This window comes from Nocardia sp. NPDC051929 (assembly GCF_044548645.1).
Lineage (GTDB): Bacteria > Actinomycetota > Actinomycetes > Mycobacteriales > Mycobacteriaceae > Nocardia > Nocardia sichangensis.
Genome location: NZ_JBIUCG010000005.1, coordinates 1 through 22,275 on the forward strand (window position 1 = coordinate 1; position 22,275 = coordinate 22,275).

At 62.6% G+C, this 22,275-nt stretch carries 15 protein-coding genes and 3 pseudogenes; 10 read left to right on the forward strand and 8 right to left on the reverse strand.

Annotated elements, in window-relative coordinates:
* Nucleotides 1-114 precede the first annotated feature (114 nt).
* Nucleotides 115-291, forward strand: a pseudogene (locus ACIHAX_RS07660) (N-acetyl-gamma-glutamyl-phosphate reductase); the annotation flags it as partial.
* Between the two features lie 475 nt (nucleotides 292-766).
* Here ACIHAX_RS07660 and ACIHAX_RS07665 read toward each other — a convergent pair.
* The 5 genes from ACIHAX_RS07665 to ACIHAX_RS07685 form a co-directional block, all read right to left on the reverse strand.
* Nucleotides 767-1,072, reverse strand: a complete 306-nt coding sequence (locus ACIHAX_RS07665; RefSeq protein ID WP_397276366.1) for a hypothetical protein — start codon at nucleotides 1,070-1,072, stop codon at nucleotides 767-769.
* Entirely contained in the window at nucleotides 1,069-2,319 is a 1,251-nt protein-coding gene (locus ACIHAX_RS07670; protein WP_397276368.1) for a polymorphic toxin type 37 domain-containing protein, read from the reverse strand. The genes ACIHAX_RS07665 and ACIHAX_RS07670 overlap by 4 nt, the downstream gene beginning before the upstream one ends.
* Nucleotide 2,320: 1 nt before the next feature.
* On the reverse strand, nucleotides 2,321-2,620 hold the full coding sequence (locus ACIHAX_RS07675) for a WXG100 family type VII secretion target (RefSeq protein WP_397276370.1): 300 nt from the start codon (nucleotides 2,618-2,620) through the stop codon (nucleotides 2,321-2,323).
* Nucleotides 2,621-2,624: 4 nt separating this feature from the next.
* Nucleotides 2,625-2,939, reverse strand: coding sequence for a WXG100 family type VII secretion target (locus tag ACIHAX_RS07680; RefSeq protein ID WP_397276372.1), 315 nt, complete (start codon nucleotides 2,937-2,939; stop codon nucleotides 2,625-2,627).
* Between the two features lie 217 nt (nucleotides 2,940-3,156).
* Complete coding sequence (locus tag ACIHAX_RS07685; RefSeq protein ID WP_397276374.1) at nucleotides 3,157-5,106, reverse strand: UvrD-helicase domain-containing protein; 1,950 nt, start codon at nucleotides 5,104-5,106, stop codon at nucleotides 3,157-3,159.
* A gap of 874 nt (nucleotides 5,107-5,980) precedes the next feature.
* On the opposite strand from ACIHAX_RS07685, the gene ACIHAX_RS07690 reads away from it, so the two are divergent.
* The 3 genes from ACIHAX_RS07690 to ACIHAX_RS07700 all read left to right on the forward strand — a co-directional run bounded on the left by ACIHAX_RS07690 (nucleotide 5,981) and on the right by ACIHAX_RS07700 (nucleotide 9,390).
* Nucleotides 5,981-6,886, forward strand: coding sequence for a restriction endonuclease (locus tag ACIHAX_RS07690; protein WP_397276686.1), 906 nt, complete (start codon nucleotides 5,981-5,983; stop codon nucleotides 6,884-6,886).
* A gap of 13 nt (nucleotides 6,887-6,899) precedes the next feature.
* Nucleotides 6,900-7,478 carry a hypothetical protein gene (locus ACIHAX_RS07695; protein ID WP_397276376.1) on the forward strand — a complete coding sequence of 193 codons (579 nt, stop codon included), beginning with the start codon at nucleotides 6,900-6,902 and terminating at the stop codon, nucleotides 7,476-7,478.
* 301 nt (nucleotides 7,479-7,779) lie between these two features.
* Complete coding sequence (locus ACIHAX_RS07700; RefSeq protein ID WP_397276379.1) at nucleotides 7,780-9,390, forward strand: restriction endonuclease; 1,611 nt, start codon at nucleotides 7,780-7,782, stop codon at nucleotides 9,388-9,390.
* 618 nt (nucleotides 9,391-10,008) lie between these two features.
* Here ACIHAX_RS07700 and ACIHAX_RS07705 read toward each other — a convergent pair.
* The 3 genes and pseudogenes from ACIHAX_RS07705 to ACIHAX_RS07715 form a co-directional block, all read right to left on the reverse strand.
* On the reverse strand, nucleotides 10,009-10,317 hold the full coding sequence (locus tag ACIHAX_RS07705; protein ID WP_397276688.1) for a transposase: 309 nt from the start codon (nucleotides 10,315-10,317) through the stop codon (nucleotides 10,009-10,011).
* A gap of 219 nt (nucleotides 10,318-10,536) precedes the next feature.
* Nucleotides 10,537-10,727 (reverse strand): annotated as a pseudogene (locus ACIHAX_RS07710) (dihydrodipicolinate reductase); the annotation flags it as partial.
* 91 nt (nucleotides 10,728-10,818) lie between these two features.
* Nucleotides 10,819-11,034: pseudogene (locus tag ACIHAX_RS07715) on the reverse strand (2Fe-2S ferredoxin); the annotation flags it as partial.
* Between the two features lie 253 nt (nucleotides 11,035-11,287).
* On the opposite strand from ACIHAX_RS07715, the gene ACIHAX_RS07720 reads away from it, so the two are divergent.
* From ACIHAX_RS07720 to pglZ, 6 genes are read left to right on the forward strand one after another with little or no spacing between them, the layout of a single operon-like run.
* A complete protein-coding gene (locus ACIHAX_RS07720) occupies nucleotides 11,288-11,920 on the forward strand; it encodes a DUF1819 family protein (protein WP_397276690.1) in 633 nt (210 codons plus the stop codon).
* Nucleotides 11,917-12,525, forward strand: a complete 609-nt coding sequence (locus tag ACIHAX_RS07725) for a DUF1788 domain-containing protein (RefSeq protein WP_281880371.1) — start codon at nucleotides 11,917-11,919, stop codon at nucleotides 12,523-12,525. The genes ACIHAX_RS07720 and ACIHAX_RS07725 overlap by 4 nt, the downstream gene beginning before the upstream one ends.
* Nucleotides 12,522-16,043: a BREX system P-loop protein BrxC gene (brxC, locus tag ACIHAX_RS07730; RefSeq protein ID WP_397276382.1), complete on the forward strand. Its 3,522-nt coding sequence runs from the start codon at nucleotides 12,522-12,524 to the stop codon at nucleotides 16,041-16,043. Before ACIHAX_RS07725 ends, brxC begins: the two co-directional genes overlap by 4 nt.
* 16 nt (nucleotides 16,044-16,059) lie before the next feature.
* A complete protein-coding gene (pglX, locus tag ACIHAX_RS07735) occupies nucleotides 16,060-19,542 on the forward strand; it encodes a BREX-1 system adenine-specific DNA-methyltransferase PglX (protein ID WP_397276384.1) in 3,483 nt (1,160 codons plus the stop codon).
* Nucleotides 19,535-19,771 carry a hypothetical protein gene (locus tag ACIHAX_RS07740; protein WP_397276386.1) on the forward strand — a complete coding sequence of 79 codons (237 nt, stop codon included), beginning with the start codon at nucleotides 19,535-19,537 and terminating at the stop codon, nucleotides 19,769-19,771. The genes pglX and ACIHAX_RS07740 overlap by 8 nt, the downstream gene beginning before the upstream one ends.
* The gene (gene pglZ, locus ACIHAX_RS07745) at nucleotides 19,768-22,269 is read left to right on the forward strand and encodes a BREX-1 system phosphatase PglZ type A (RefSeq protein WP_397276389.1); all 2,502 of its coding nucleotides are present in this window, start codon (nucleotides 19,768-19,770) and stop codon (nucleotides 22,267-22,269) included. The genes ACIHAX_RS07740 and pglZ overlap by 4 nt, the downstream gene beginning before the upstream one ends.
* The last annotated feature ends 6 nt before the right edge of the window (nucleotides 22,270-22,275 follow it).

Here is a 22,275-nt window from a genome sequence, read left to right on the forward strand (position 1 = left end):
TGCACCATCAGCAACCACATTCCGCAGTTCTACCGGAATACCCAGCACCCCAACACAATCGACACCCGCCCATCATCGAAAGTGGGACAGAGCCAGATTCGGTGAGCGCAGTCACCGTTGGCCGACCGGGTGCTCGCACGCACGACGGCCGCCGGACCGGCCGGCCACGATGTGGTCTTCCTCAGCCTGCCGCGCGGCCAGTCCGCGGCCATCGCCGCCGAGTTGCCCGAATCCACGGTGATCATCGACTGCGGCGCTGACTTCCGGCTCAGCGAACCGAACGCCTGGGAGATTCATCGCTGAACCATCCACCAGCTCCCAGCAGCCGCCCGCCCCCTTGCTAGCCGCGGATCCCTTCGCGGACAGCTGCATGGAAGAAACTTTGCCGCTGATTCGTGAACCCAGCGACGAAGGCTTCCGGTTGAGAGGGCGTTCTGAGCACCTACAGGACCCCATTCCCGACCGATCGAACCGCCCACCCGTGTCAGCGCCTCCGCTTTTGACCGACTAACTACGCAAATTTGCGGATCTGCGGTGTCCAGACCATCTCAGAGGGCCTGAAAAGAACGCATCCTCCGCAAATTTGCAGAGGATGCATGACAAAACGTGTCCGGAGGGGGAGTGGACCACTACGCACACGTGCTTCATCAACGACAGATCCTGCCCCTGGCGTGAGGGCCAGACGGCGGTGTCTTTCCCGTCGGAATGGTGGGCCGCCGACAACCGCCCGGCAAGAAGGTGGTCGGAACCGAAACCGGATCGGCTGCTATTCGAAGACTTCCGCGTGCCACCAGCGATCGGGGTCACTGAACCAGGGGCCGACCCGGTCCGCGTCGAGGACCCGTAATTCCTTCAGATCGATGTTGTACCGGCGGTAGAGCGCTACGATCTCGCGCAACCCGTCTTCATCGACCGCGTCGAGATCTACGGTGAGGTACAAGGTGCGCACCCGTCCTTGGTAGGACTCGATGCAGGAGATCTTGTCGAGCCACCCGAAGAACGCCGCCTCGTCTTGCGGCGAGTAGTAAGTGACGCCGGTGGCCTCGATGACCACGGTGCCGGTGCTGTTCATCGCGACTTCCCGCCTGGGTACACGTTCGTATAACCACCTTTCTTCTCTTGCACGTCCCAGTGCGGGCCGCCGTGCGCTGTCGAGCCTTGACCGGTTGGCACCCACACACGCCCATCCGCGTCGAGCCAGCCGGACCCCTTACCGTTCGGGTTGGGAACCCACTTGTCACCGTCTTTAGGTGGCACGAACCCTTCCGCCTCGCCCGGACGGCCCGGGGCCTTCGGCCCATTAGGGTCATACGCATTGGCTGGCGGCTTGTAGTTGGAATTGAACGTCGCATCACCGGCGATGGACAGGATAGTCAGTCCAGTGATGGTGGCCAGCGCGGTCGTAGCCAGTGCTGCCGCGCTGAACTTGATTCCGCTCAACGCCGTGAAGAACGTTCCGATTACACGTGCGATGGCCGTCGCGGCGCTGTCGAGGGCGGGGCCTTCCACCGTTGCGGCTCTGGGATTGCGAATCCACACCACGGTTACAGCGATCACGACCGATGCGGCGACTAGCGTCGCCGCCACCTGGGTGTTGATGTCCGCACGGACGCCGACAAGCGCTGCGTGGTGGCTGGCAGTCGCACCGGCGAGATCGTCGGCCGCCAGCTTGATCTCGCCGGCGTTCTTCGACAGTGTCCTGAGGTGGTCGGTCAGGTTCTGTATATCGGGTGCGTCGAACTTGGCCAACCCGTCGGCAACGGCGCGCAGCCGGGCTTCCGCTCCGAAGATCGTGTTGTCGTCAGCGAATGCTTTCCACGCTTTGGCGGCACGATCCAGCTTCTCGGTGTCGCCGTCGGGGATCTCACCGCCCCCAAGCTTGGCAATGACCTTCTCGTACAACTCGGGGAATTCGGACTCGAGACCACTACCGTTGTCTCTCGATGACGCCACACCGACGACAACCTCAGCGCCATAAGGCAGTTCGGACGGAATCGTGCGCGGACACGATGGGCCGACCCCTTTGTTCGGATCACGATTGGCCGCATAGTTGGCGCATTCCCAGTTGTAGCCGGACGCGATGAGGATATCGCCGAAATGCTGCAGGGCCCTGGCGAAGTTGGTCGCTGCGGTGGTGAAGGCGCCGGCGCGTTCGTCGTAGCTGACGGACCACGCCTTCACAGCTTGGTAGCTTCCGGCCATACCGCCGGTTTCCAGAAGAGCTGTCTGCAACGGGTTATAGGCGGCCTGAAACTCCTTTGACAGCTTGTAACAAGCGTCCGCAGCGGTGTAGTACGACTGCGGTGCGACAACGGCCATGTCATCCCCCCGTCATTCGCCGGTTCACATCCAGCGCGTTCGCGTAGGAATCGCGGGCTGCCTGTGCCGCCTGCTCCATCTGCGCCAGTCCGTCGAGCAACTCACGCGCCGCGGCCATCCAGTCCTGATGCTCCTCGGCGTAAGCTGCTGCTGCTTCGCCCGTCCATCGCCCGGCGTTCACCAGCTCCTGCACGCGGCTTTCCAATTGATCGAGATGGTCGGCGAAGAACTCCTTGAAGCCGCGGGCGCGGGCGGTCACCTGGTCGATGTGATCGAGGTCGAACTCGAACTGGGCGGACATGTCGTCAGTCCAACTGCAGCGAGCTGAGTGACGACGCGTTCGCGTCGTCCCGGTTCTGGAACGCCGAGGAGGTGACACCGAGCTTTGCTGCCAGGTCGGTGAGTGCGTCCCACGCTTTCAGCGCGCCGTCCTGCATGTCGTCCCAACCGGCCCGGTACGCATCGGCGGCGCTGCCCTTCCAGCTACCGAACAGCGCTTGAACTTCACGGTCCAACGACACCGAGCCCGACCTCAGCTGCTCGGCCACGTCATAGGCGAACCTGCCGACCGCCTTCACTTCCTCTGGCACCACATGCAGCGGTGTGTCACCTGTCGTCATGATCTCCCCCTCCGGCTACCGCGGACGCGTCGAGAGTATATCGACAGGTTCTGTAGTTTCTGCCCATGGCGCCGAGGTCCAACGCAGGGCTGTGTTCGGGCCGACTCGTGTCGAACCGGGTGATACGGCGGGTGCAGGTGCAGCGGCGAGCCAGGGATATCCGGCGCTGCTACGACATCTGGATACAGACTCCCGCCGTACACGCCGATGACCTGCATCACCGTCCACCGCTGTCGGTTAGTACGGGCAGTGCCCCGTCGACTATTCCGAGCCAGAGGTAGTCTCGGGCGCGGGTTACGGCGACCAGTTGGCGGCGGGCGGCGAGTTCGTCGGTGTCCTGCTGTGACGCGGTCCGTCGGCGGGGGCGTTCGCCTGGCAGCACCGGGCGGAAGACCGCTGGAAATTCCAGTCCTTTGGCGCGTTGGACGGTGCCGACCTTGACCGCGTCAATATAGCTGCCGTTGTAGTCTTCGAGCAGCTGGATCGGGATGCCCGCCGCTTTCAGCACCCACCGGAAACGATTCGCCTCGGTGTTGGTGCGGGTGATCACGGCGACGTGGCCGTTGGGTGCCCCGAGTGCGCGGATCGCCGTGGTGAGCGCGGCATCGATCTGGTTGTCGGGTCCTTCCCATTGATCGACGTGCCCGCCATCGAGGACGCCGCGCGCGTCGCGCAGCGTCACACCGGTACCGCCATCAAGGTCGTCCACCGTGTTGCGGGCGTCGATTCCCTTGGCGTAAGCGAGAATCGCTGCTCGATTGCGGTAATTGACGGACAAGAGTTCGCTGCGGTTGCGAACGTCGAACCCGGCGTGCGAGAGCCGCCAGCCACCGGGATATACCTGCTGTTGACCGTCGCCGACGAACAGCAGGGAATTGGGGGTATTGGCGGCAATCTCCCCGACCAGTCGCAAGCCCATCAACGTTACGTCTTGCACCTCATCGACGACCACCATTGAATACGGTGGGTCAAGCGGTCGTTGGCGGAGCTCCGCCAACGCTGCGGCGATCAGGTCGTTGGCGTCGAAGACCTCACGTTCGCAGCGGATTCGCTCGTACTCCTCGAAGAGCTTCCACACCAAGGGGCGCTGATCTTCACGACGCAGTGCCAAGCCCTCACGCCCGGTGCGGACCAGTGCTGCATAATCGTTGTAGTCCGTGATACCACGGCCTTTGATCAAGCGGTCGATCTCGTCTGCCCAGTATTCGAGGTTGGGCTCGATGTCGGCGAGTGGCCCGTTTTCACCGCCCACATGCGCCCATGCCAGTGACAGTGCTGTGCGCGCCCGCACAGGTTCCATACGCACCGGCTTGCCCCGCAGCCGCAGAAACTGGCTCGCCCACGCGTGTAGTCCGATGAACTCAACGCGATCGACGACTTCGGGAGCTAGCCGGGTGAAGGGAGTCCTGTGGCAAGCAGGGAGCGAGCGCACAAAGCTGGTCAACAGCAGTTTGCCGGTGCTCTCTCGTGCGATGCGCGCCAGTCGATGCAGCGCCACCACCGTCTTTCCCGTTCCAGCCGGTCCGATGATGCGTGCGGGGCCATTGTAGTTGCGCCGCACGAGGCTCAGCTGATCGGGATCGAGGAACGACAGCCAGGTCAGTAGCGGTTCCGATAGAGCACGCTCGCGCTGATCGGCGATGGCATCGTTTTCCTCGAACAGTCCCTCCGCTTCGGGTTCGGCATCGGTGCCGGTCGCTGCGATGTGTACGGGACGATATTCGGATCTGTCGGCGACTGCTTTGGAGACGTGTTCGGCGTCACGCTGTTCGAGTACACGTCCGGCGAAGAACGCGCGACGCAGCGTTCGTTCGTCGGCGACGACCACTCGATTGTCGACATGGCCGAGATCGGTGCCCACCGGCACGACCAATGCCACTCGAACCGTGCTCGCCACGAACACATTCGACCCGACCGTCAGCTTGTCGAAGAGCCGTTGCGTGCGGGCACGGACAGCGTCGATCGTCTGGCTAGTAGGTGCGGTGGTGGTGAATATCAGCGCGAACACCCCGCCGCGGCCGACCAGCAGCGCGTGCGCTCGGCCGGTCGGAACGTCGACGATGGGATCGCGCACCAGCAGATACGCCCCCCGCTCCATCAGCATGCCCGCGAACACGCTCCGGTAACCAGGTGGAAGCCCTGGCAGCGCATTGAGCGCGTCGTACACCTGTTGACGACGAACCTCTTGCGAATGCCAGCCGCGATTCACTTCTCCCACCCTTCCGCCCGCCGACCCCTGACAGGCACATCGCAAGAAGGCTACAGCCAAGCTCCAGGGGAAGTTCGCCAATTGCGCATCATGGCAACAACTTTCGAGCAGGACGGCACGCAATGCTCACTTATTCTGCACGTATATGCAGGAGAACGGTCGCAGTTCGTGAGACTACGTAGCCTCGGCCGGTCCGCCCTCGGCGTACCATCTCACCGACCGACCTCGCGTATTGCGCCATACCGCTATGGCGGTGCTGCGAGAGGCTGTGGGTCCGGTGTTGGTTGGGGTCTGCTGGCGCCGGTGCAGCCAAGGCGAGCTGGCACGGATGTACAACCGAAATTCACGGATAGCTATCGGCCGAGATACGGTCTATCGCGGCGTTCCAAGCACCGCGGCGAAGTCCCCCGGCTTGAAGTAGGGAGCCTGCTCGTTGGGGAAGGCCACGGCATCGCCCACGAGATCGGGAGAGTAGCCGTATGGGATGGATCAATTCCGGAGGCTACGCATCAGAACCGTTTTATTCGTGTCCGGTGCCATGACGTGATCCATCAGCAGTTGGCCGCCTACGAGCTGGATTCCGCTGGAGAGCGTAGGCCCATCTTCGCTCGGCGAAGACCACGTCGGGACTGAACACGATCAGTGCAGCGCAGGTGAAGTCGGCACCAATTGTAGTGCCACCAACCCAAGTCTAGGGTCAGTTCGTGCTCACCTCGGAAAGCGTCATGTCGATAGGTGCGTGCCACCGCACCGCCCTTGCTGAACTCGACCCTCTCTTCGCATCCCTCCAATCCCGCTTCCGAGGCGAGCTGTGACCGCGCCGGTGTCGGCGATGCCGGTGTGGTCGGGCCTTCTCACGCCGGTACTGGAAGTCCTCGCCGACGGCCACATCTGGCGCAAGCGCGACCTCCACACGGCGGTAGAGGACCATGTCGGGCTGACAGCCGAGCAGCGGGCCGAGGTGCTGCCGTCGGGGCAGGGGCGCGCTGACAACCGGATCGGGTGGGCCCTCAGCGGGCTGTACCGCGCGAAGCTCATCGACAAACCGGCCCGCGCTACCTTCGTCATCACCGATGCGGGCCGAGCTCTGCTCGAAGCTCACCCCGCAGGGATCACCGAGAAGATCCTGAAAGCGCTACCCCAGTATCAGGACTACACACCCGCGCGGACAGGCTCCTCGAATGGCGACGCCGTAGCCGACACACATGTCGCCGACGAAGTAGTCGACCCACTCGAGCAGATCGAGCGTGGTGTCGAACGCCTCCATTCCGAGGTCGCCGCCGACCTGCTGGCACGGCTGCGCGCGCAGGATCCGGCGTTCCTCGAACACTCGGTACTCGACGTTCTCGTCGCCATGGGATACGGCGGCACCGAAGGCCGGGCCGCCCGGATCGGCGGGTCCGGTGACGGGGGAGTGGACGGCGTCATCGATCAGGACCCGCTCGGCCTCGAACGCATCTACGTGCAGGCCAAGCGCTACGCCGCGGACAACACCGTCGGTCGGCCGGAGATCCAGGCGTTCGTCGGCGCGTTGCACGGCGTAGGAGCCGCCCGTGGCGTCTTCATTACCACGAGCGCCTTCACGTCGGGTGCCCGCGAGTACGCGCAGAACATCGGCACCCGCGTCATCCTCATCGACGGCGGGCGCCTCGCCGAGCTGATGATCCGCTACGGCGTCGGCGTCCAGACGCGACAGACCTTCACGGTCGTCGAGGTCGACGAGGATTACTTCGAATGACCCTAGGACTCCCATGAACACACTCCACCGCTGCGCCAGCGACGAGAACTTCGCCGAGCTACAGCAGGACCCGTTCTACGACCCCGCAGTCGACCTCATCGCCGACTACCTCACCCACGCGTTCGACGACCCCGCCAGCGGGGAGGTGGACCGGTGGACGCTGAGTGCGCTACCCGCCACGAACAGGACCGCCGCGCGTCAGCGCCTGTTCACGCTGAACGTCGGGCCGATGGAAGTGCTGTATGTCGAGCGGTTCCTCGAGGGCAACGGCATCGTGGACTACCGCATCGCGATGTACATGTCGGAGTACGCGCTCACCGGAGAGACCCTCCGCACCCTGGATCAGTTGGAGAACACTTTTCCACTGTTGCATTTTCAGCGCACCGGACTGGCCTCTGCGGGCGGCGACGGGATCGTCGTCGACTGGTTCGTCTCCGACGAAGGCGCCGACGAGCAGTTCTTCGGCCTGCCCCTCGCCGCAGCGACCCGACGCCTCGCTGAGCTCCTTGTAACCAAGGGGCGTGGACCGTACGCGCCGTATCACAACCGCGCCTTCGCAGCCGACGTCCTCGGGCGCATCAGCGGCGCCTGAGGATCAGCATTTACCGACTGTCGGCGCACCGACGGCGGAAAGGATCTCGGCATCGTAACCCCCCGCGGGTTAGTCTGCCTCAACTCTGGTAACCGCGGCCTCCTGAGCGGGGGCCAGATCAGGTGGACCGACCTCACGGGGTCACGTCAAAACCCACGGGCCATTGGGAGCGGTCCACCTGACCTTGTAACTCGACTGACTTCGCGCGCACTGGCCGCGCTCTGTGGTAGATCGGTACAGAGGTGGTCGTAGGCGTGATCGGGGGTTGGCGATGGCTCGGCGTCGGGGATTCTTCGCGGAATTGCAGCATCAGTTGCGGATGCGCGAGCGGGAGCAGCAGCGGATTCTTCAGCGGCAGCAGAGACTTGAGGCGCAGGCGGCGCGGGAGCAGCAGCGTGCCGTCAAGGCCGCCGAGCTGGCATCGGCCCGTGCCGCCAAGGAGCAGCAGGTCCGCTACGTCGAGCAGCGGCGTGCCTATGCTGCACACCGGACTCGTATGGTTCGTGAACGAGTCGAGGAGCTTGCCTCGCTTCTGGCCAGCTACGTTCCCACAGAGGTGCTCTGGCCAACCGACCTGCTACGGAACGAGTTCCAACCGCGGCCGTTCACCCCTGGGCCCGAGCTAGCGGCCGCCAGTCCTGCGCCGGTGTGGGAGCAGTTCGCACCACCGGCACCGACGGGCTGGCAGCGCGTGCGGAGTAGTGGGTACCAGCGGCAGGTCGAGCAGAAGCGGGCGGATTTCGAAGAGGCTCTGGCGCAGCACATGAGCCGAGAAGAACATCGGATGGCTGCGTGGGATGCGGTCGTGAGAAGCCATGAGGCCGCCGAGCGGGTTCGAGCCGAGGAAGTCGAGCAGAGCAACGCTCAGCTGGAAGTCCTCCGGCAACGCTTCGAAGCAGCGGACCCGGCTGCGGTCGAGGAGTGCTTCGAAGTGTTCCTCAAGGCAGCGGGACTGCCTGTGGACCTGCCGATCGATGTCGAGGTCGCGTATCAGTCACAGCCTCGGCGGCTGTTGATCGACCGGAGGCTTCCAGGGATCGAGGTCATCCCACCAGAGCGAGAATACCGTTACGTCCGCGAGCGCGATGAGATTGTGAGTTCTGCTCGTTCGCCCAAAGAAGTGCAGCAACGTTATGCGGATCTGCTCGGCCGACTCGTGTTGCTCACGATGCGGGATGCTTTTGCTGTGCGGCCGGGCTCTCTGGTCGAGGAAGTCGCGGTCAACGGCGTGGTCGCCGGGCGGAACAAGGCCACTGGGCGGCCGGAGGATCACGTCTTGATCAGCGTGTCCGCGACTCGCGCGCAGTTTGAGGATCTGGTGCTGACCGAGTTGGATCCTGTGGCGTGCCTACAGCAGCACTTGAACGCGATCGTTTCCCCACATCCTTGGGATCTCGAGCCGGTTCGACCGATTTTCGACCCGGACCTATCTCGCTACAAGCGGACCGACTCGGTTGATGTGGCTAGCCAGCTCGATTCACGACCCGTGTTAGTGGAGATGCCGTGGAAGGACTTCGAACAGCTGGTGCGAGAGCTGTTCGAAGCAATAGGTATGCAGTCGTGGGTCACCCAGCCGTCCAAGGACGATGGTGTCGACGCCATCGCGATCAACCCCGACCCTGTCATGGGCGGCGAGTGTGTCATTCAAGCCAAGCGCTACAAAAAGGTGGTCGAGATCGATGCGGTGCGCGCATTGGCAGGTGTCATGGAGGACAAGCACGCCAGTCGCGGGGTGTTGGTGACGACCTCATGGTTCGGCAAGGCCAGCGACGATTTCGCGCGACGACACAATCGCATCCAGCTGATCGACGGCGCGCAACTGAAGTATCTCATCAAGGAGCATCTCGGCAAAGACGTCATTCCCGGCGCAATCAAGCCCTCACGACGCAGGGGACCGTCCACGCGCTCATGAGCCGCTCAAGACAGGCGTGGGCAACATACTGCTGCACGGATTGAGCAGGCCATGAGATTCGACCGTCCTCCGTATGTGGTAGTGGACGCCACCGAGTTACGTTCGGATTTTCGACGGCGCCGCTGCTCCAGGGCAGGGTGAGACCGGCGCGGACGGCGTCGTAGTCACGCCGCAGGCCTCGAACGAAGGAGCGCAGCGCTGGTAGGTCGTCGGATTCGACTGCGGTCATCCACGCGTCCAATTCGCCGCCACGTCGCTCACGCATCATCACCGCGAAAGCACGTACCTGCCCGGCGAGCGGTGAGTTCCGGACTGGCGTCGAGCACGGTGTCGAGGCGTTGCCGATCGTGGGGATCGAGTGTGGTGAGATGGCTCATCAGCCAGGTAACGAAGCGGCGGACCGATAAGGGCTTGGCTGGGAGCCGGGGTGTGCGCTGGGCGGTGCGCAGTGGCTGCAGGAAGTCGAACAGGATCGTTCGGCTGCCGCGATATCCTCGTGCTCGGATCTCGGTGAGCAGCTCGCGCGTGTTGGTGCACCCTTCGTTCCAAGGTGCAGCAGACTAGGGTGTTTGAACTCGTCCAGCACGCTCGGTCGTTGTTTGCCGGCCGAGTCCCGGATCAGCTCGTCGGGGGTGGACGCGCGGGCCGGACGCCGGACGGTGGCGCGGGCGAGACCGAGCCGCAGGCTGATCGCGCACCGGCGCGGTCGCGGCAGATGATGTCGACACCGGGATGGGCGTGCAGCCAGGCGCTGAGCGTGTCGCTGGTGCGGTCGGCGAGCACATCGATGGGCCGCCTGGTTTCGATATCGACGAGGATCGTGCCGTAGCGGTGTCCGCGGCGTAGCGCGAAATCGTCGACGCCGAGCACGCGTGCTGTGGCATGTTCGGGGTCCGGCATCGCACGGATCTGTCGTAGCAATGTCATCCAGCTGACTGTCGCAGGTTGGAGCCCTCGGCGGGGCACACAAAACATGGGCAACTGGAAAACACCTGGTGATCGTGGGCATGTACTCAATGTGAGGGTCGCGATGATCGCGTCCGGAGAGCCGGTCATTTCCATGTTCACGGCGCCCTCGGCGGGGCGTTGTGAACGTGGGAATGGGGACGACCTGCGGTTTCGGGCGGTCGGTTGGTGATCGAAGTCGACCGGCTCGATACCGACGATCTCTCCCGCGTCCCGCCCGATCTTCTCGGGCGAGCAGCATTGCAGCCCAACCAGATCCAGATCGCGATGCTCGCGGATGCGGCTGATCATTTCGGTGCCGAGGTTGCCGGTGGCGACTGGAAGACTCGGACCTGGCCGGAAGAGCTCACGGCGAGACGCCTTTCTGTCATGAGGGAGGGTGATGTCGTCTGTTGTGTGCCAGTAAGTGCCGGTGACCGCCCGCGGCCGGGGTGCGACCGCGCCGCTGCCGGGTCGTGCGGGCGCGGTGGCCCCGCCAGGCGGTGTAGAACTGCCTCGCCCATTCGCGCACCGCGGTGAATCCCTGGATTCCTTGCGTGACAACGCAGGTGGGTCCGAGTAACGCTGGTGTGCCCAGATGCGGAGGTCGACTTCGAACTGGTCGATGACGAAATCGGCCATCGTCTCGCCGTATTCGGTGATCTCGGGGCTGTCGTCACCGGGTTTGCGGCCGATCCAGTTGCAGCGTTGGCCGGACGGGCCCGTGGTCTCGGGCGCGCGGGGCCAGGGCCGCGGCGAGTCGCCGCCCGCGCTGGCTCCGGCGACGACGATTCGGGCGGGGTCGGTTCCCGGCTGCTCGGCGATCCAATCCGTCGATGTTCGCGAACAACGCGTTCTCCGCGTCTTCTCTTGTGCGCCAGGCATTCCCGTATGCAAGCTCGGTCCTATAGCCTGACCTACTGCCCGAAAACAGGAAGGACGCCCTGTGGCCGTGACCGACCAGCCACGAGCACGCTATGCATTATCGTTCACGAGTGGCGGCCTCTTGGTCCGTGAGGGCGAGGTGGTCGCCGAGGTATATCTGGGTTGCCGTTCCTGGGACGAGACTCGCACCCGGATCGTAGAGGGTAACCGGCTACAAGCACGCACGTCCTCATCGAGCACTCGTGTCACCCGCGAGACCGTTCAACGTCTGTCCGTGCTGAGCGACAGTGAGCTCGAGCTGCTCATCGATGCAAGCCCCACCGAGCAGCGTCATCTCATGTGGGTTGCGGCCTGCCGTCGCTACGACTTCATCGGCGACTTCGCCGAAGAAGTTCTCCGCGAACGTTTCCTGCTGATGACCCCCACCTTGAGCACCGAGGACTTCGACCGTTTCCTGACCGGCAAGAGCCTGTGGCACCCGGAACTCGACGAGCTGAAATCTTCGACCAGTCAGAAGCTCCGCCAGACCCTGTTCCGGATGCTCCACGAGGCAGGACTGCGCACCACGAGTGAGGACATCATCCCTGCGGTGCTCTCCGCGCGTGTCGCCGAGCTACTCGGCCGCCGGACCCCTAGTGACCTCCGGTTCTTCCCGACCATGGCGCCGATCAGCGAGTTCGACCACGAGGTGCAGCTATGAGGACCACCCAACGGGACCTCGTCAGCGACGAGAAGCACGTCTACGACGTGCTGCGCAGTGAGCGGTTCCTGAAGATGGAAGGCCTGTCCAAGGAAGTCCCGTTCTTCATCTACCACTTCCCGCCGTCATGGGCACTCGGCGTCGACGACATGCGTGACCGTGTGCAGACGAAGCTGCAAAGCGACGAGGGGCGCAGTGTTGTGGAAATCAATCTCTACGACCTTGCCGTGGAGCTGTTGAAGGCCCGCGGTGTCTGGGAACGCGTCCTCGACCTCGAGCCAACGATGGACAAGTCGGAGTTCCGTGGGGTGTTGCAGGGCATGCTCGATCCGCACGACCACCTCGCACCCGCCATCCGGGCACGGCTCGATGAGCAGCCCAGCGACATGGTCTTCCTCACCGGCATCGGCGAGGTATTTCCCTTTATTCGCACCCACACGGTGCTCGAGAACCTGCAAAGCGTCGTGGTCGGGCGTCCGATGCTCGTCTGGTTCCCGGGCACCTATGAGTTCACCCAGACAGCCGGTCACCAGCTGCGCGCACTGAACCTCGGTGCCAGCGACAGCTATTACCGGGCCAAGGACATTCTGGAGCAAGAAGCATGAGCATGCGCACGATCAACGAGATCTTCGCCAAGCGGATCGACCGAGCAATCGAGGGTGTTATCAAGGCCGATGACACCTCCCAGCTCGCCACCGAGGTGGAGGAGTATGTCCTCACGAACGAGGCCGCCAAGGGCGTGGAGCATGTGCTGGAGGCCTACACCAACTACACGAACGCCAACGGAGTGTGGATCTCCGGCTTCTTCGGCTCCGGTAAGTCACACCTGTTGAAGATGCTCGCCCACCTGCTCGGTGATATCGACGGCCACAAGTATCCACGGGCCCGGGTCTCGGAACAATTCCGGGCCAAGGCCGATGACGCCTTCCTGCCTGCCCTGATCGCGAAGGCCGACCGGATCGCGGCCAAGAGTCTTCTGTTCAACATCGACCAGAAGGCCACGCTGATCTCGAAGGACCAGAACGACGCGTTGCTCAAGGTTTTCGTGAAGGTCTTCGACGAGTCCCGCGGCTACTACGGCAATCAAGGGCACATCGCCCGATTCGAACGCGACCTGGACTCCCGTGGTCAGTACGCCGAGTTCAAGGCCGCCTTCGAGCGCATCGCAGGGATTCCGTGGTCGCAGGGCCGCGAACAGGCGGCACTGGAAACCGGGAACATCGACAAGGCATTCGCCGAGGTCAACGGCTCCGAGAGCCCCGGCATCATCCGCCAGTACAGCCAGACCTACAAGGTCTCGATCGAGGACTTCGCTGACGAGGTCGCCGCCTGGCTGGGTCGGCAGCCCGAGGGCTACCGACTGAACTTCTTCGTCGACGAGGTCGGCCAGTTCATCGGCACCAATACCCAGCTCATGCTGAACCTCCAGACCATCGCGGAGTCGCTTGCGACGAAGTGCAAGGGGCGCGCGTGGATCTTCGTCACCTCGCAGGAGGACATGGAGAAGGTCGGCGGAGACCGCACCAAGCAGCAGGCCAACGACTTTTCCAAGATCCAGGCCCGCTTCAAGAACCGGCTCAAGCTCACCAGTCAGGATGTCGAAGAAGTCATCCGGAAGCGACTACTCGCCAAGACCGCGTCCGCCACAGGTGAGATCGCGGCGATCTACAGCGCCGAGCACGCGAACTTCAAGACGCTTTTCAATTTCGTCGAGGGACGTCACTACCCGAACTACCGGGATGAGTCCCACTTCGTGGGCACTTACCCATTCGTGAGCTACCAGTTCCCGCTGTTCCAGTCCGCGATCGAAGGCATCAGCGACCACAACATCTTCGAAGGCCGCAACAGCTCCGTCGGTGAGCGCTCCATGCTCGGCGTTGTTCAGCAGGTCGCCACCGAACTGGCCGACAAACCCTTGGGGACGCTCGCTTCCTTCGACCAGATGTTCGAGGGCATCCGCGCCTCGTTGAAGTCCGCAAACCAGCGGGCCATCAACGACGCCGAGCGCAGCCCCTCGCTTCCTCCACTGGCCGTCCGGCTGCTGAAGGCCCTGTTCCTGGTCAAGTATGTGGACACCTTCAAAGCCACCGCCCGGAACCTCACCGTGCTCGTCTATGACCACTTCGGCACGGATCTCAGCCAGCTGGGCAAGGACGTCAACGCGGCCCTCAATGCACTGGAGGCGCAGACCTATATCCAGCGCAACGGCGACCTGTACGACTATCTGACCAATGACGAGCAGAAGATCGAGCAGGAGATCAAGAATGTCGACATCGACAACCCCGAGGTCTCCGGAAAGCTCAACAAACTGCTCGCCGAGTCCGTGGTCAAGCTGACCAAGACCACCTACAAGAACGGGCAGAACTTCCCCTTCGGATACAAGCTCGACGGCACCCCGTACGGCAAGCAGTACGAGCTGTCGCTCCACTTCACCAGCCCTGAAAGCGAATTCAGCCTGGATCAGATCAAGGCCCACAGCGCCGGGCTCGACGAGCTGCGCGTTTTTCTCCCGGCCGAGGCCAACCGTATCCTCGGCGACCTGCGCCTGCTGCTGAAGACGGAGAAGTACGTCAAGCGTGCCCAGGGGTCGAGCCGCACAGCGATCGAGCAGACGATCCTGCAAGCGAAGGGAACTCAGAACGCGGAACGGGAAAAGGAGATCGTCGAACGGTTGCGTACCGCGGTCGGCGACTCGACGCTGATCCACAACGCTGGCGTCCTGGATGTCAGCTCGTCCGACGCACAGGCCCGGATCAACGAGGGGTTCCAGCGGGTCATCGCCGCGACGTACAAGAACCTCGGGATGCTCGCTGGCAAGTCCTTCAACGAGCAGAGCCTGGGTGAATTCGTGAACCCCGCAGGTGACGGCTTGTTCCAGCAGACGGCGAGCATCCTGGAGGTTCCCGGCGGAGACGTGCTCGGTCACCTGGAGCTGCGCCGCAAGCGCCATGAGCAGGTCACCATGCGGCAGCTCATCGATCGATACACGGCGAAGCCGTTCGGCTGGGATCAGTGGTCTGTCGCCGCGGTGGTCGCATACCTTGCCGGGCAGTCGAAGATCGAGATCCAACTGAACGGGAAGGTCCTGGCTCGTACCGAGATCACCGGTGCGCTGCGGAACACACAAAGCTACTCGGCCATGGTCGTCGCGCCGCAGCGGGTGTTCGATGCCAAGATCGTGAATGCGTTCCGCAAGTTCGTCGTGGAATTCACCGATGACGGAGGGGTCACCAAAGACCCGTTGGAACTAGCGCGGGCTGGCAAAGAACGCCTGGAAGCCAAACTCGCAGAACTGAAGACGCTGCGTACAGCTTCACCGTTCGCGTTCATCGATCAGCTGGACGAGCCGATCCAGATGCTCGCCGAGCTGTGTGAACACAAGGCGGACTGGTTCATTACCGACTTCAGTGACGCTGATGACCTGCTCGACGCGAAGGGCAACGTGATCGACCCGATCAAGGCCTTCCTGAACGGCAGCCAGTGCGGCATATTCGAAAAAGCCCTGGCCTTCATGCAGAACAACCAGTCCAACATCGCCTACCTGGTCCCCGGCGCAACCGACGCCGTCGAATCCGCCCTGGAAGACCCACAGATCTTCCGTGGCAACAAGACCCGGCAGCTCGGTGCCGCGGTGGAGGACCTGGAACAGCAGTTGCACAGCTTGATCGACGCGGAACGTACCGCCGCCACCGACAAGATCAACGACTACTGGCTTCAAGTGCCGCAAAGCAGGGCATACGCCGACGCAACCGATACCGCCCAGCATTCGGTGACGAGCAAAACGAAGGCCGTGCTCGACCGGGTGCGGCAGGAGACACAGATCCCGGCCATCAGGAACCTCGCAGCCCACTTCGCCGACACGATCTACCCGGAGATCATCGACGAACTGGAAGCCGCCAAGGCCGCGCCCGATCTGAGCTCCGAACCGAAACCCCAGCCCGGTACCGACCCCACCCCGAAACCCGCACCGGCGCCGACCAAGCAGACCGTGTCGATCAAGAAGCTGACGCTGCCCGGCAACGGTCAGGTCCTCGAAACCGCGGACGACGTCGACGCCTACCTCGACAGGCTCCGTGCGACGCTGCTCGCCACGATCAACGACAACAAGCGCATCACGCTCTGAGGCGGAAGAGAAACACATGGATACCAAGCCCCTGGAGCGATTCGCCACCCGGGCCCGCCGAGAACTGCTCGCTGCGGTCGAAGCTCAGGCTTCGGCGGTGCTCGCCGCTGGTTCGGTTGCGCGGAGCGAGCGTGGCCAGACGGTGAAGCGACTCGAAAGGGAGATCGCCGAGCACGGTCGCAAGCACGTGATCGACAAGGTCGCCTACACCTGGTTCAACCGGCTCATCGCACTACGCTATATGGATGCCCGCGGCTATACGACCGCCGGGATCGTCTCGACGGCGCACGGCCACGACCACGGCCAGCCAGAGATTCTCGCCGACGCTAAGCGTGGATACTTCGATGCCGAGGTAGTCACCAGCGACCGCGGGGCCGATGCGATCCTGGGGCTGCTCGACGGAACCCGTCGCAGCACGGACGCCGAAGGGGAGGCCTACGCGCTGCTCTTGACCGAGTACTGCCGGTACTGGAATAAGGCCATGCCCTTCATGTTCGAGCGTGAAGGCGATTACACCGAACTCCTCGTCCCGTCAGGGCTTCTCGCCGACGGTGGGATTCTGTCGCGTGCCCGCGAGGTGCTCACGGAGGACGTCTGCAAGGACGTCGAGGTGATCGGATGGCTCTACCAGTTCTACATCTCCGAGCGAAAAGACGAGGTCTTCGCCGGTTTCAAGAAGAACAAAAAGGCCGGCGCCGACGAGATCCCGGCGGCAACCCAGCTCTTCACGCCACGCTGGATTGTTCGCTACCTGGTTGAGAACTCGCTCGGCAGGCTGTGGATGCTCAACCGGCCGACGTCGCGCCTCGTCGACCGGATGGATTACTACATCGCCCCGGTCGACGAAATACCCGACTTCCTCGAGATCAACGGTCCTGAGGAGCTGACGGTGATCGACCCGGCCTGCGGGTCGGGCCATATGCTCACCTACGCCTTCGACCTGCTCTACGCAATCTACGAAGAAGAAGGTTACGCCCCCTCGGAAATCCCGAGCCTGATCCTCGCCCACAACCTCCACGGCACCGAGATCGACCTCCGCGCAGGATCACTGGCAGCCTTTGCGCTCACAATGAAGGCACGCGACCGGGACCGGCGCTTCTTCACCCGATCGCAGGTGAAGCCCAAGATCTGCGTCATCGAACCGATCTCGTTCGGACCCGATGAACTGGACTTCCTGGTGACCGCGGACGGCGAGCGGGGCGCGGAGGAGGCGTTCTGGAATCAGTTCCGCGACGCCGACCGGCTCGGTGCACTGATTCAACCGGACGCCGAAGAGGCCAAGCGAGCAGCTGGCGTACTTGAAGATTTGAAGGAGCAGAGAGGGACGCTCCTTTTCGAGACGCTGGACGAGGCACGCAAAGTCGTCGCGCAGGCCGCGATCCTCAGTCGCGAGTATGCGATTGCGGTGGCAAACCCGCCCTACATGGGCGGCAAGAACATGGACCCGTCGCTGACGGCCTTTGCGAAAGAGCGGTATCCGGACGCAAAGTCAGACTTGATGACCATGTTCATGAAGCGCTCCAATGTGCTGACGAGACACGGCGGGTGGTGGGGCATGATCAACCTGCCCTCGTGGATGTACTTGTCATCATTCGAAGAGCTCCGTGGGTGGCTCCTTCAAAATACCTCCATTGACACGATGTTGCATTTTGGGCGAGGAGTCTTTGGATCCGATTTTGGCTCGGTCGGATTCGTGGTTGAGAATCGGCGGCCACCCCAAGGAAGGCGTGGCGTCTACCGGAAGCTCTTCGATAAGCACGTTGAGGTGCGCTCGAATGAGAAAATCGAAACTCTCTTCAGGAGTCCTTCGTATCAGCGTTTTCATGTGGCTCAAGATGCGCTCCTCGGAATTCCTGGATCACCGATCGCGTACTGGCTCTCCGACGTCATACAGGCAGCCTTCACGGCTGGACAACCATTGCGGTTGAGCGCGGAACCGCGGAAGGGAATGGACACCGGCGACAACGCCAGGTTTCTGCGCTGTTGGTGGGAAGTGTCGCAACGAGCGACATCGTTGACCGAGTTCCGGAATGGCACTTGGAACCCTTACAACAAGGGTGGCGGGTTTCGCAGGTGGTATGGCTACCGTGAGTTCTTGGTGGACTGGCGGCATGGTGGGGCCGAGATGCGAACGCGCAGTGGAAGCCGCTACTTCGGACGGCCTGGTTGGACCTGGGGAACGGTAACATCCGGCGGGCTGTCGATACGGTTCACGCCTGAGGGTGCCGCATTCGATAACGGCGGTTGCACACTGTTTTCTGACCGAGATTTATCTGTTCCGGCCTTGATTTTAAATTCAACAACTGCGGACGCCATTCTTGCGGTAATTTCGCCTACACTCAATTTCCAGCCTATCAATATAGGGGCAGTCCCAATCGTGGACTCTGATTCGATTAAGCTTGCCGCAAATGATTCGATTCGAAGTCTGGTTGATATCTCACGGAGCGATTGGGATGATTTCGAAACGTCGTGGGATTTCGAACGCCCTTCGTGGTTGGATTCCACTCTCGTAGGCGGTTGTCTTGCTAAGCGCTACGCGGCATGGTCGTTGGCCCAATCTCGGATTGCTCGCGAGCAACAGGCGCGAGAGATGGAGAACAACCGCGTTGTCGCTGAAGCGTACGGATTATCAGACGAGGTGCCGGTCGATGTTCCGCTTCATCGCGTTTCGTTGACTCGCAATGTTGAATTCCGGTACGGCCCTGGTAAGTCCGGCGCCGAGTACGAGGCTTTGGAACGTGCTGATCTCGTTGAAGAGTTGATCTCCTACGCCGTTGGTTGCATGTTCGGTCGCTACAGCCTCGACGAGTCGGGTCTTATCCTCGCTGACCAGGGCGCGACGCTTCAGGACTACCTCGCGAAGGTGCCGTCGCCGACCTTCGCGCCGGACGCCGACAACGTCATCCCATTCGTCGACGATGGTTGGTTCGAGGACGACATCGTGGAGTGCTTCCGCAAGTTCTTGCGTACGGCCTTCGGTGCGGAGAACTTCGAGGAGAACCTGCGTTTCCTGGAGGAATCCCTGGGCGTCAAGACGATTCGGGACTACTTCATCGCGAAGTCGAACCCATCCGGTAAGAACGTCGCGAGGTCGAGGTTCTACGAGGATCACGTGCAACGCTACAAGAAGCGTCCGATCTATTGGATGTTCTCCTCTCCCAAGGGATCGTTCAACGCGCTGATCTACATGCACCGCTACACCCCCTCGACGGTGTCGACGGTCCTGAACGAGTACCTCCGTGAATACCGAGCGAAGCTCGAGGTCGCGCTCCAGCGCTCTGAGGAAGCCTCTGCCGGTGGCGCATCGGCGAACGCGCAGAAAGAAGCTGATCGCCTGCGAGCGATCCTCGCCGAGCTGCGCGACTACGAGCATGACGTCCTCTACCCGTTGGACATCCAAAGAGTAGAGATCGACCTCGACGATGGTGTGAAAGTGAACTACCCGAAGTTCTACCCAGCTTTGAGGACGATCAGGGGACTGGAGGCGTCGGATGGATGAGTTGAAGTCCCCCGGCGGACTGAGCGCGGCGGACCCGTTCGAGCGGTGGTCGGCGCCGATCGAGACAACACGGTCGGCTGTCGCCACGCCGGCGAGTGTGGCGTTGGCACTGCTGAATTGGCAGATCGGCCACCTGATCGGTACTGAGATACTCCGGCAGCAGCGCGCGGAGTACGTGGTTGCGCGTCGCGAACTCGGCCCCCGCCGAGATGACGAGGACGACGAATGAGCAAGACGCCCACGATCTCCAGCCACCTCGCGGATCGCTTCGCCGGGCAACGCATCGTCGTATGGCACGACCCCGACGGCGGCTACGCCGCTGACCTCGATAGCCACGTGCCGAGTGACGTCACCGTGCGGCGCATCGAGGGCAATGAGTTCGCCGTCAAGCATCGTGTGCTCCGCGAGGATACGACGACTCGGTTTCTGCTCTACCGCTCTGGACCCGTCGCTGAAGGGGCAGGGAACTGGTTGCTCGATCTCGAGTTGGCCTATGGACCCGTGTTCACGGCAGATCGTGGTGAGCTCATGCGGGCCGGCCTGGGGCTGACCCAGCCTGGTGCCGACGCGCTCATCGCCGAGCATGCCTCGTTCTTCGCTGACGCCACGTTGGTCGACAAACTGAAGGCGTTGCTCGCTCCGAGCGATGATCTCGTGACGGTGCGGGCGAAGATGTGCGCTGTCGCGATCGGGCAGAAGGAGCACAGCTTCTCCGAGCTCACACGTACCCTGCTGGTTCAACAGGCACAGGACAGCTCGGTCGGTTTCGACGCCCTCTCCCAGTATGGGCTCGCCGACTTCCACTGGACCGGCGCGAAGCACATCTATGGGTACCGATCGGAGTCACCGACAGTGCCGGGCTTCATTCTGTGGATGTTCCGGCAGGCTCGCGATGGCTTCGACGTCACCTCGTCGAAGCGTGCCCGCAACCTCGCAATCGATTTCCGTAGCTTCCGGGACTCCAAACGCAGCGCGACCGCGATCAAGGTACTCGCCCGCAAGGCCGAGGAGGACCTCGGCTACCAGGAGGGAGTCGCTGAAATCCCGTGGGACGCACTCAGGGACGCCGATATCTTCGAAGCCGCTGAGCGGGAGACAATCCGCCGTCTGGTCGATGGGCTCGTCAACCAGACGATGCCGCAGCGCGATGTTCTCGAAGCCATCGGCACCCGCCGTCGCGACAGCTTCTGGTTCGAGGACTACGCCATCCTCTACGAGGCATTGGCGGCCGCCGCCGAGCTTCTGCCCGCGATCCGCACCGGTCGACTGGATTTCACCAGCTTCGACGAGGGGATCACGCGGTACCGTGACGAGCTGTTCCGCATCGATCAGCGCTACCGCCAGTTCACCCACGCCTACCTGACGGCCGAGTTCAAGCAGCCGCTCGATGAGTTGGCGGGCCGGGTCGAGGCTGCCTACGTCACGAACTTCCTGGCCCCGCTCGGCATAAGCTGGCAGCAGCAGATCGACGCGGTCGAGCAGTGGCGTACGCCCGCCGTGACCTCTCAATCCTCGTTCTACGACCAGTACGTCGCGCAACTCACCAAAGGTGGTCACAAGAAGGCCGTCGTCGTGATCTCCGACGCGATGCGTTACGAGATCGCCGACGAGTTGACCTCGAAGATCCGTGGTGAGAACAAGTTCGAAGCCAAGATCGAGGCACTGCTGGGTGTGCTGCCGAGCTACACACAGCTGGGCATGGCGGCGCTCCTACCGCACAAGACCCTGGCGCATTCTCCGGCTGGTGATCCGGTTCTGGTCGATGGGCTGAAATCCGATAGTTCGGCGAACCGCAACAAGATTCTGAACGCAGTGGGGGGCGTGGCTGTCCAAGCGAAAGACTTCGTGGAGATGAAGCCGGCCGAGCGGCGAGAACTGTATTCATCCCACCAGGTACTCTACGTCTATCACGACACGATCGACGCCACCGGAGACAGCGCGAAATCGGAACACCGCACCTTTTCAGCAGTGGCAGAAGCACTCGATCAGCTGGTCGATATCGTGAAGAAGCTCGCCAACGCGAACGCCACGAACATCTTTGTCACCGCGGATCACGGCTTCCTCTATCAGCGCTCCAAACTGGCGCCGCAGTTCAACCTCACCGTCGAGCCGCAAGGTGATGAGATCGTTGCAGAGAAACGCCGTTACGTGCTGGGCCGTGGTCTGAAGGAGGATGCCGGATTCCGGACCTTCCAACCGGATCAGCTGGGGCTGTCCGGCGATCTCGAGGTGCAGATTCCGAATTCGATCCACCGGATCGTCAAGGCAGGTGCCGGGTTCCAGTTCGTGCACGGGGGAGCATCGCTCCAGGAGATCGTGGTGCCGGTCGTCTCGATCAACAAGAGACGCAACAACACAGTCGAGCCAGTCAACGTCGACATCCACCCCGAGTCCGACAAGATCACTACGGGTCAGATTGTTGTCAAGCTCTACCAGTCGATGAAGGTCGAACCGCACCGCACCGCACGACGGTTGCGTGCCGGGCTGTACTTCGGGGACCAGCTGATCTCGAACGAACAAGAGATGATGTTCGACTCGGCGAGCGACCAGGGGCGCGACCGTTTCCAGAGCGTTCGGCTCCTGCTGAGCAAGGACGCGGACGATGCGAACAACCAAGGTGTGGAATTCCGCCTGTCGGAGCCGATTGAGGGCACCGACCAGTGGAAGAAGTACAAGAGCGTGCCGTACACGATCAAACGTTCCTTCACAACGGACTTCGACTTCTAAGGGAGC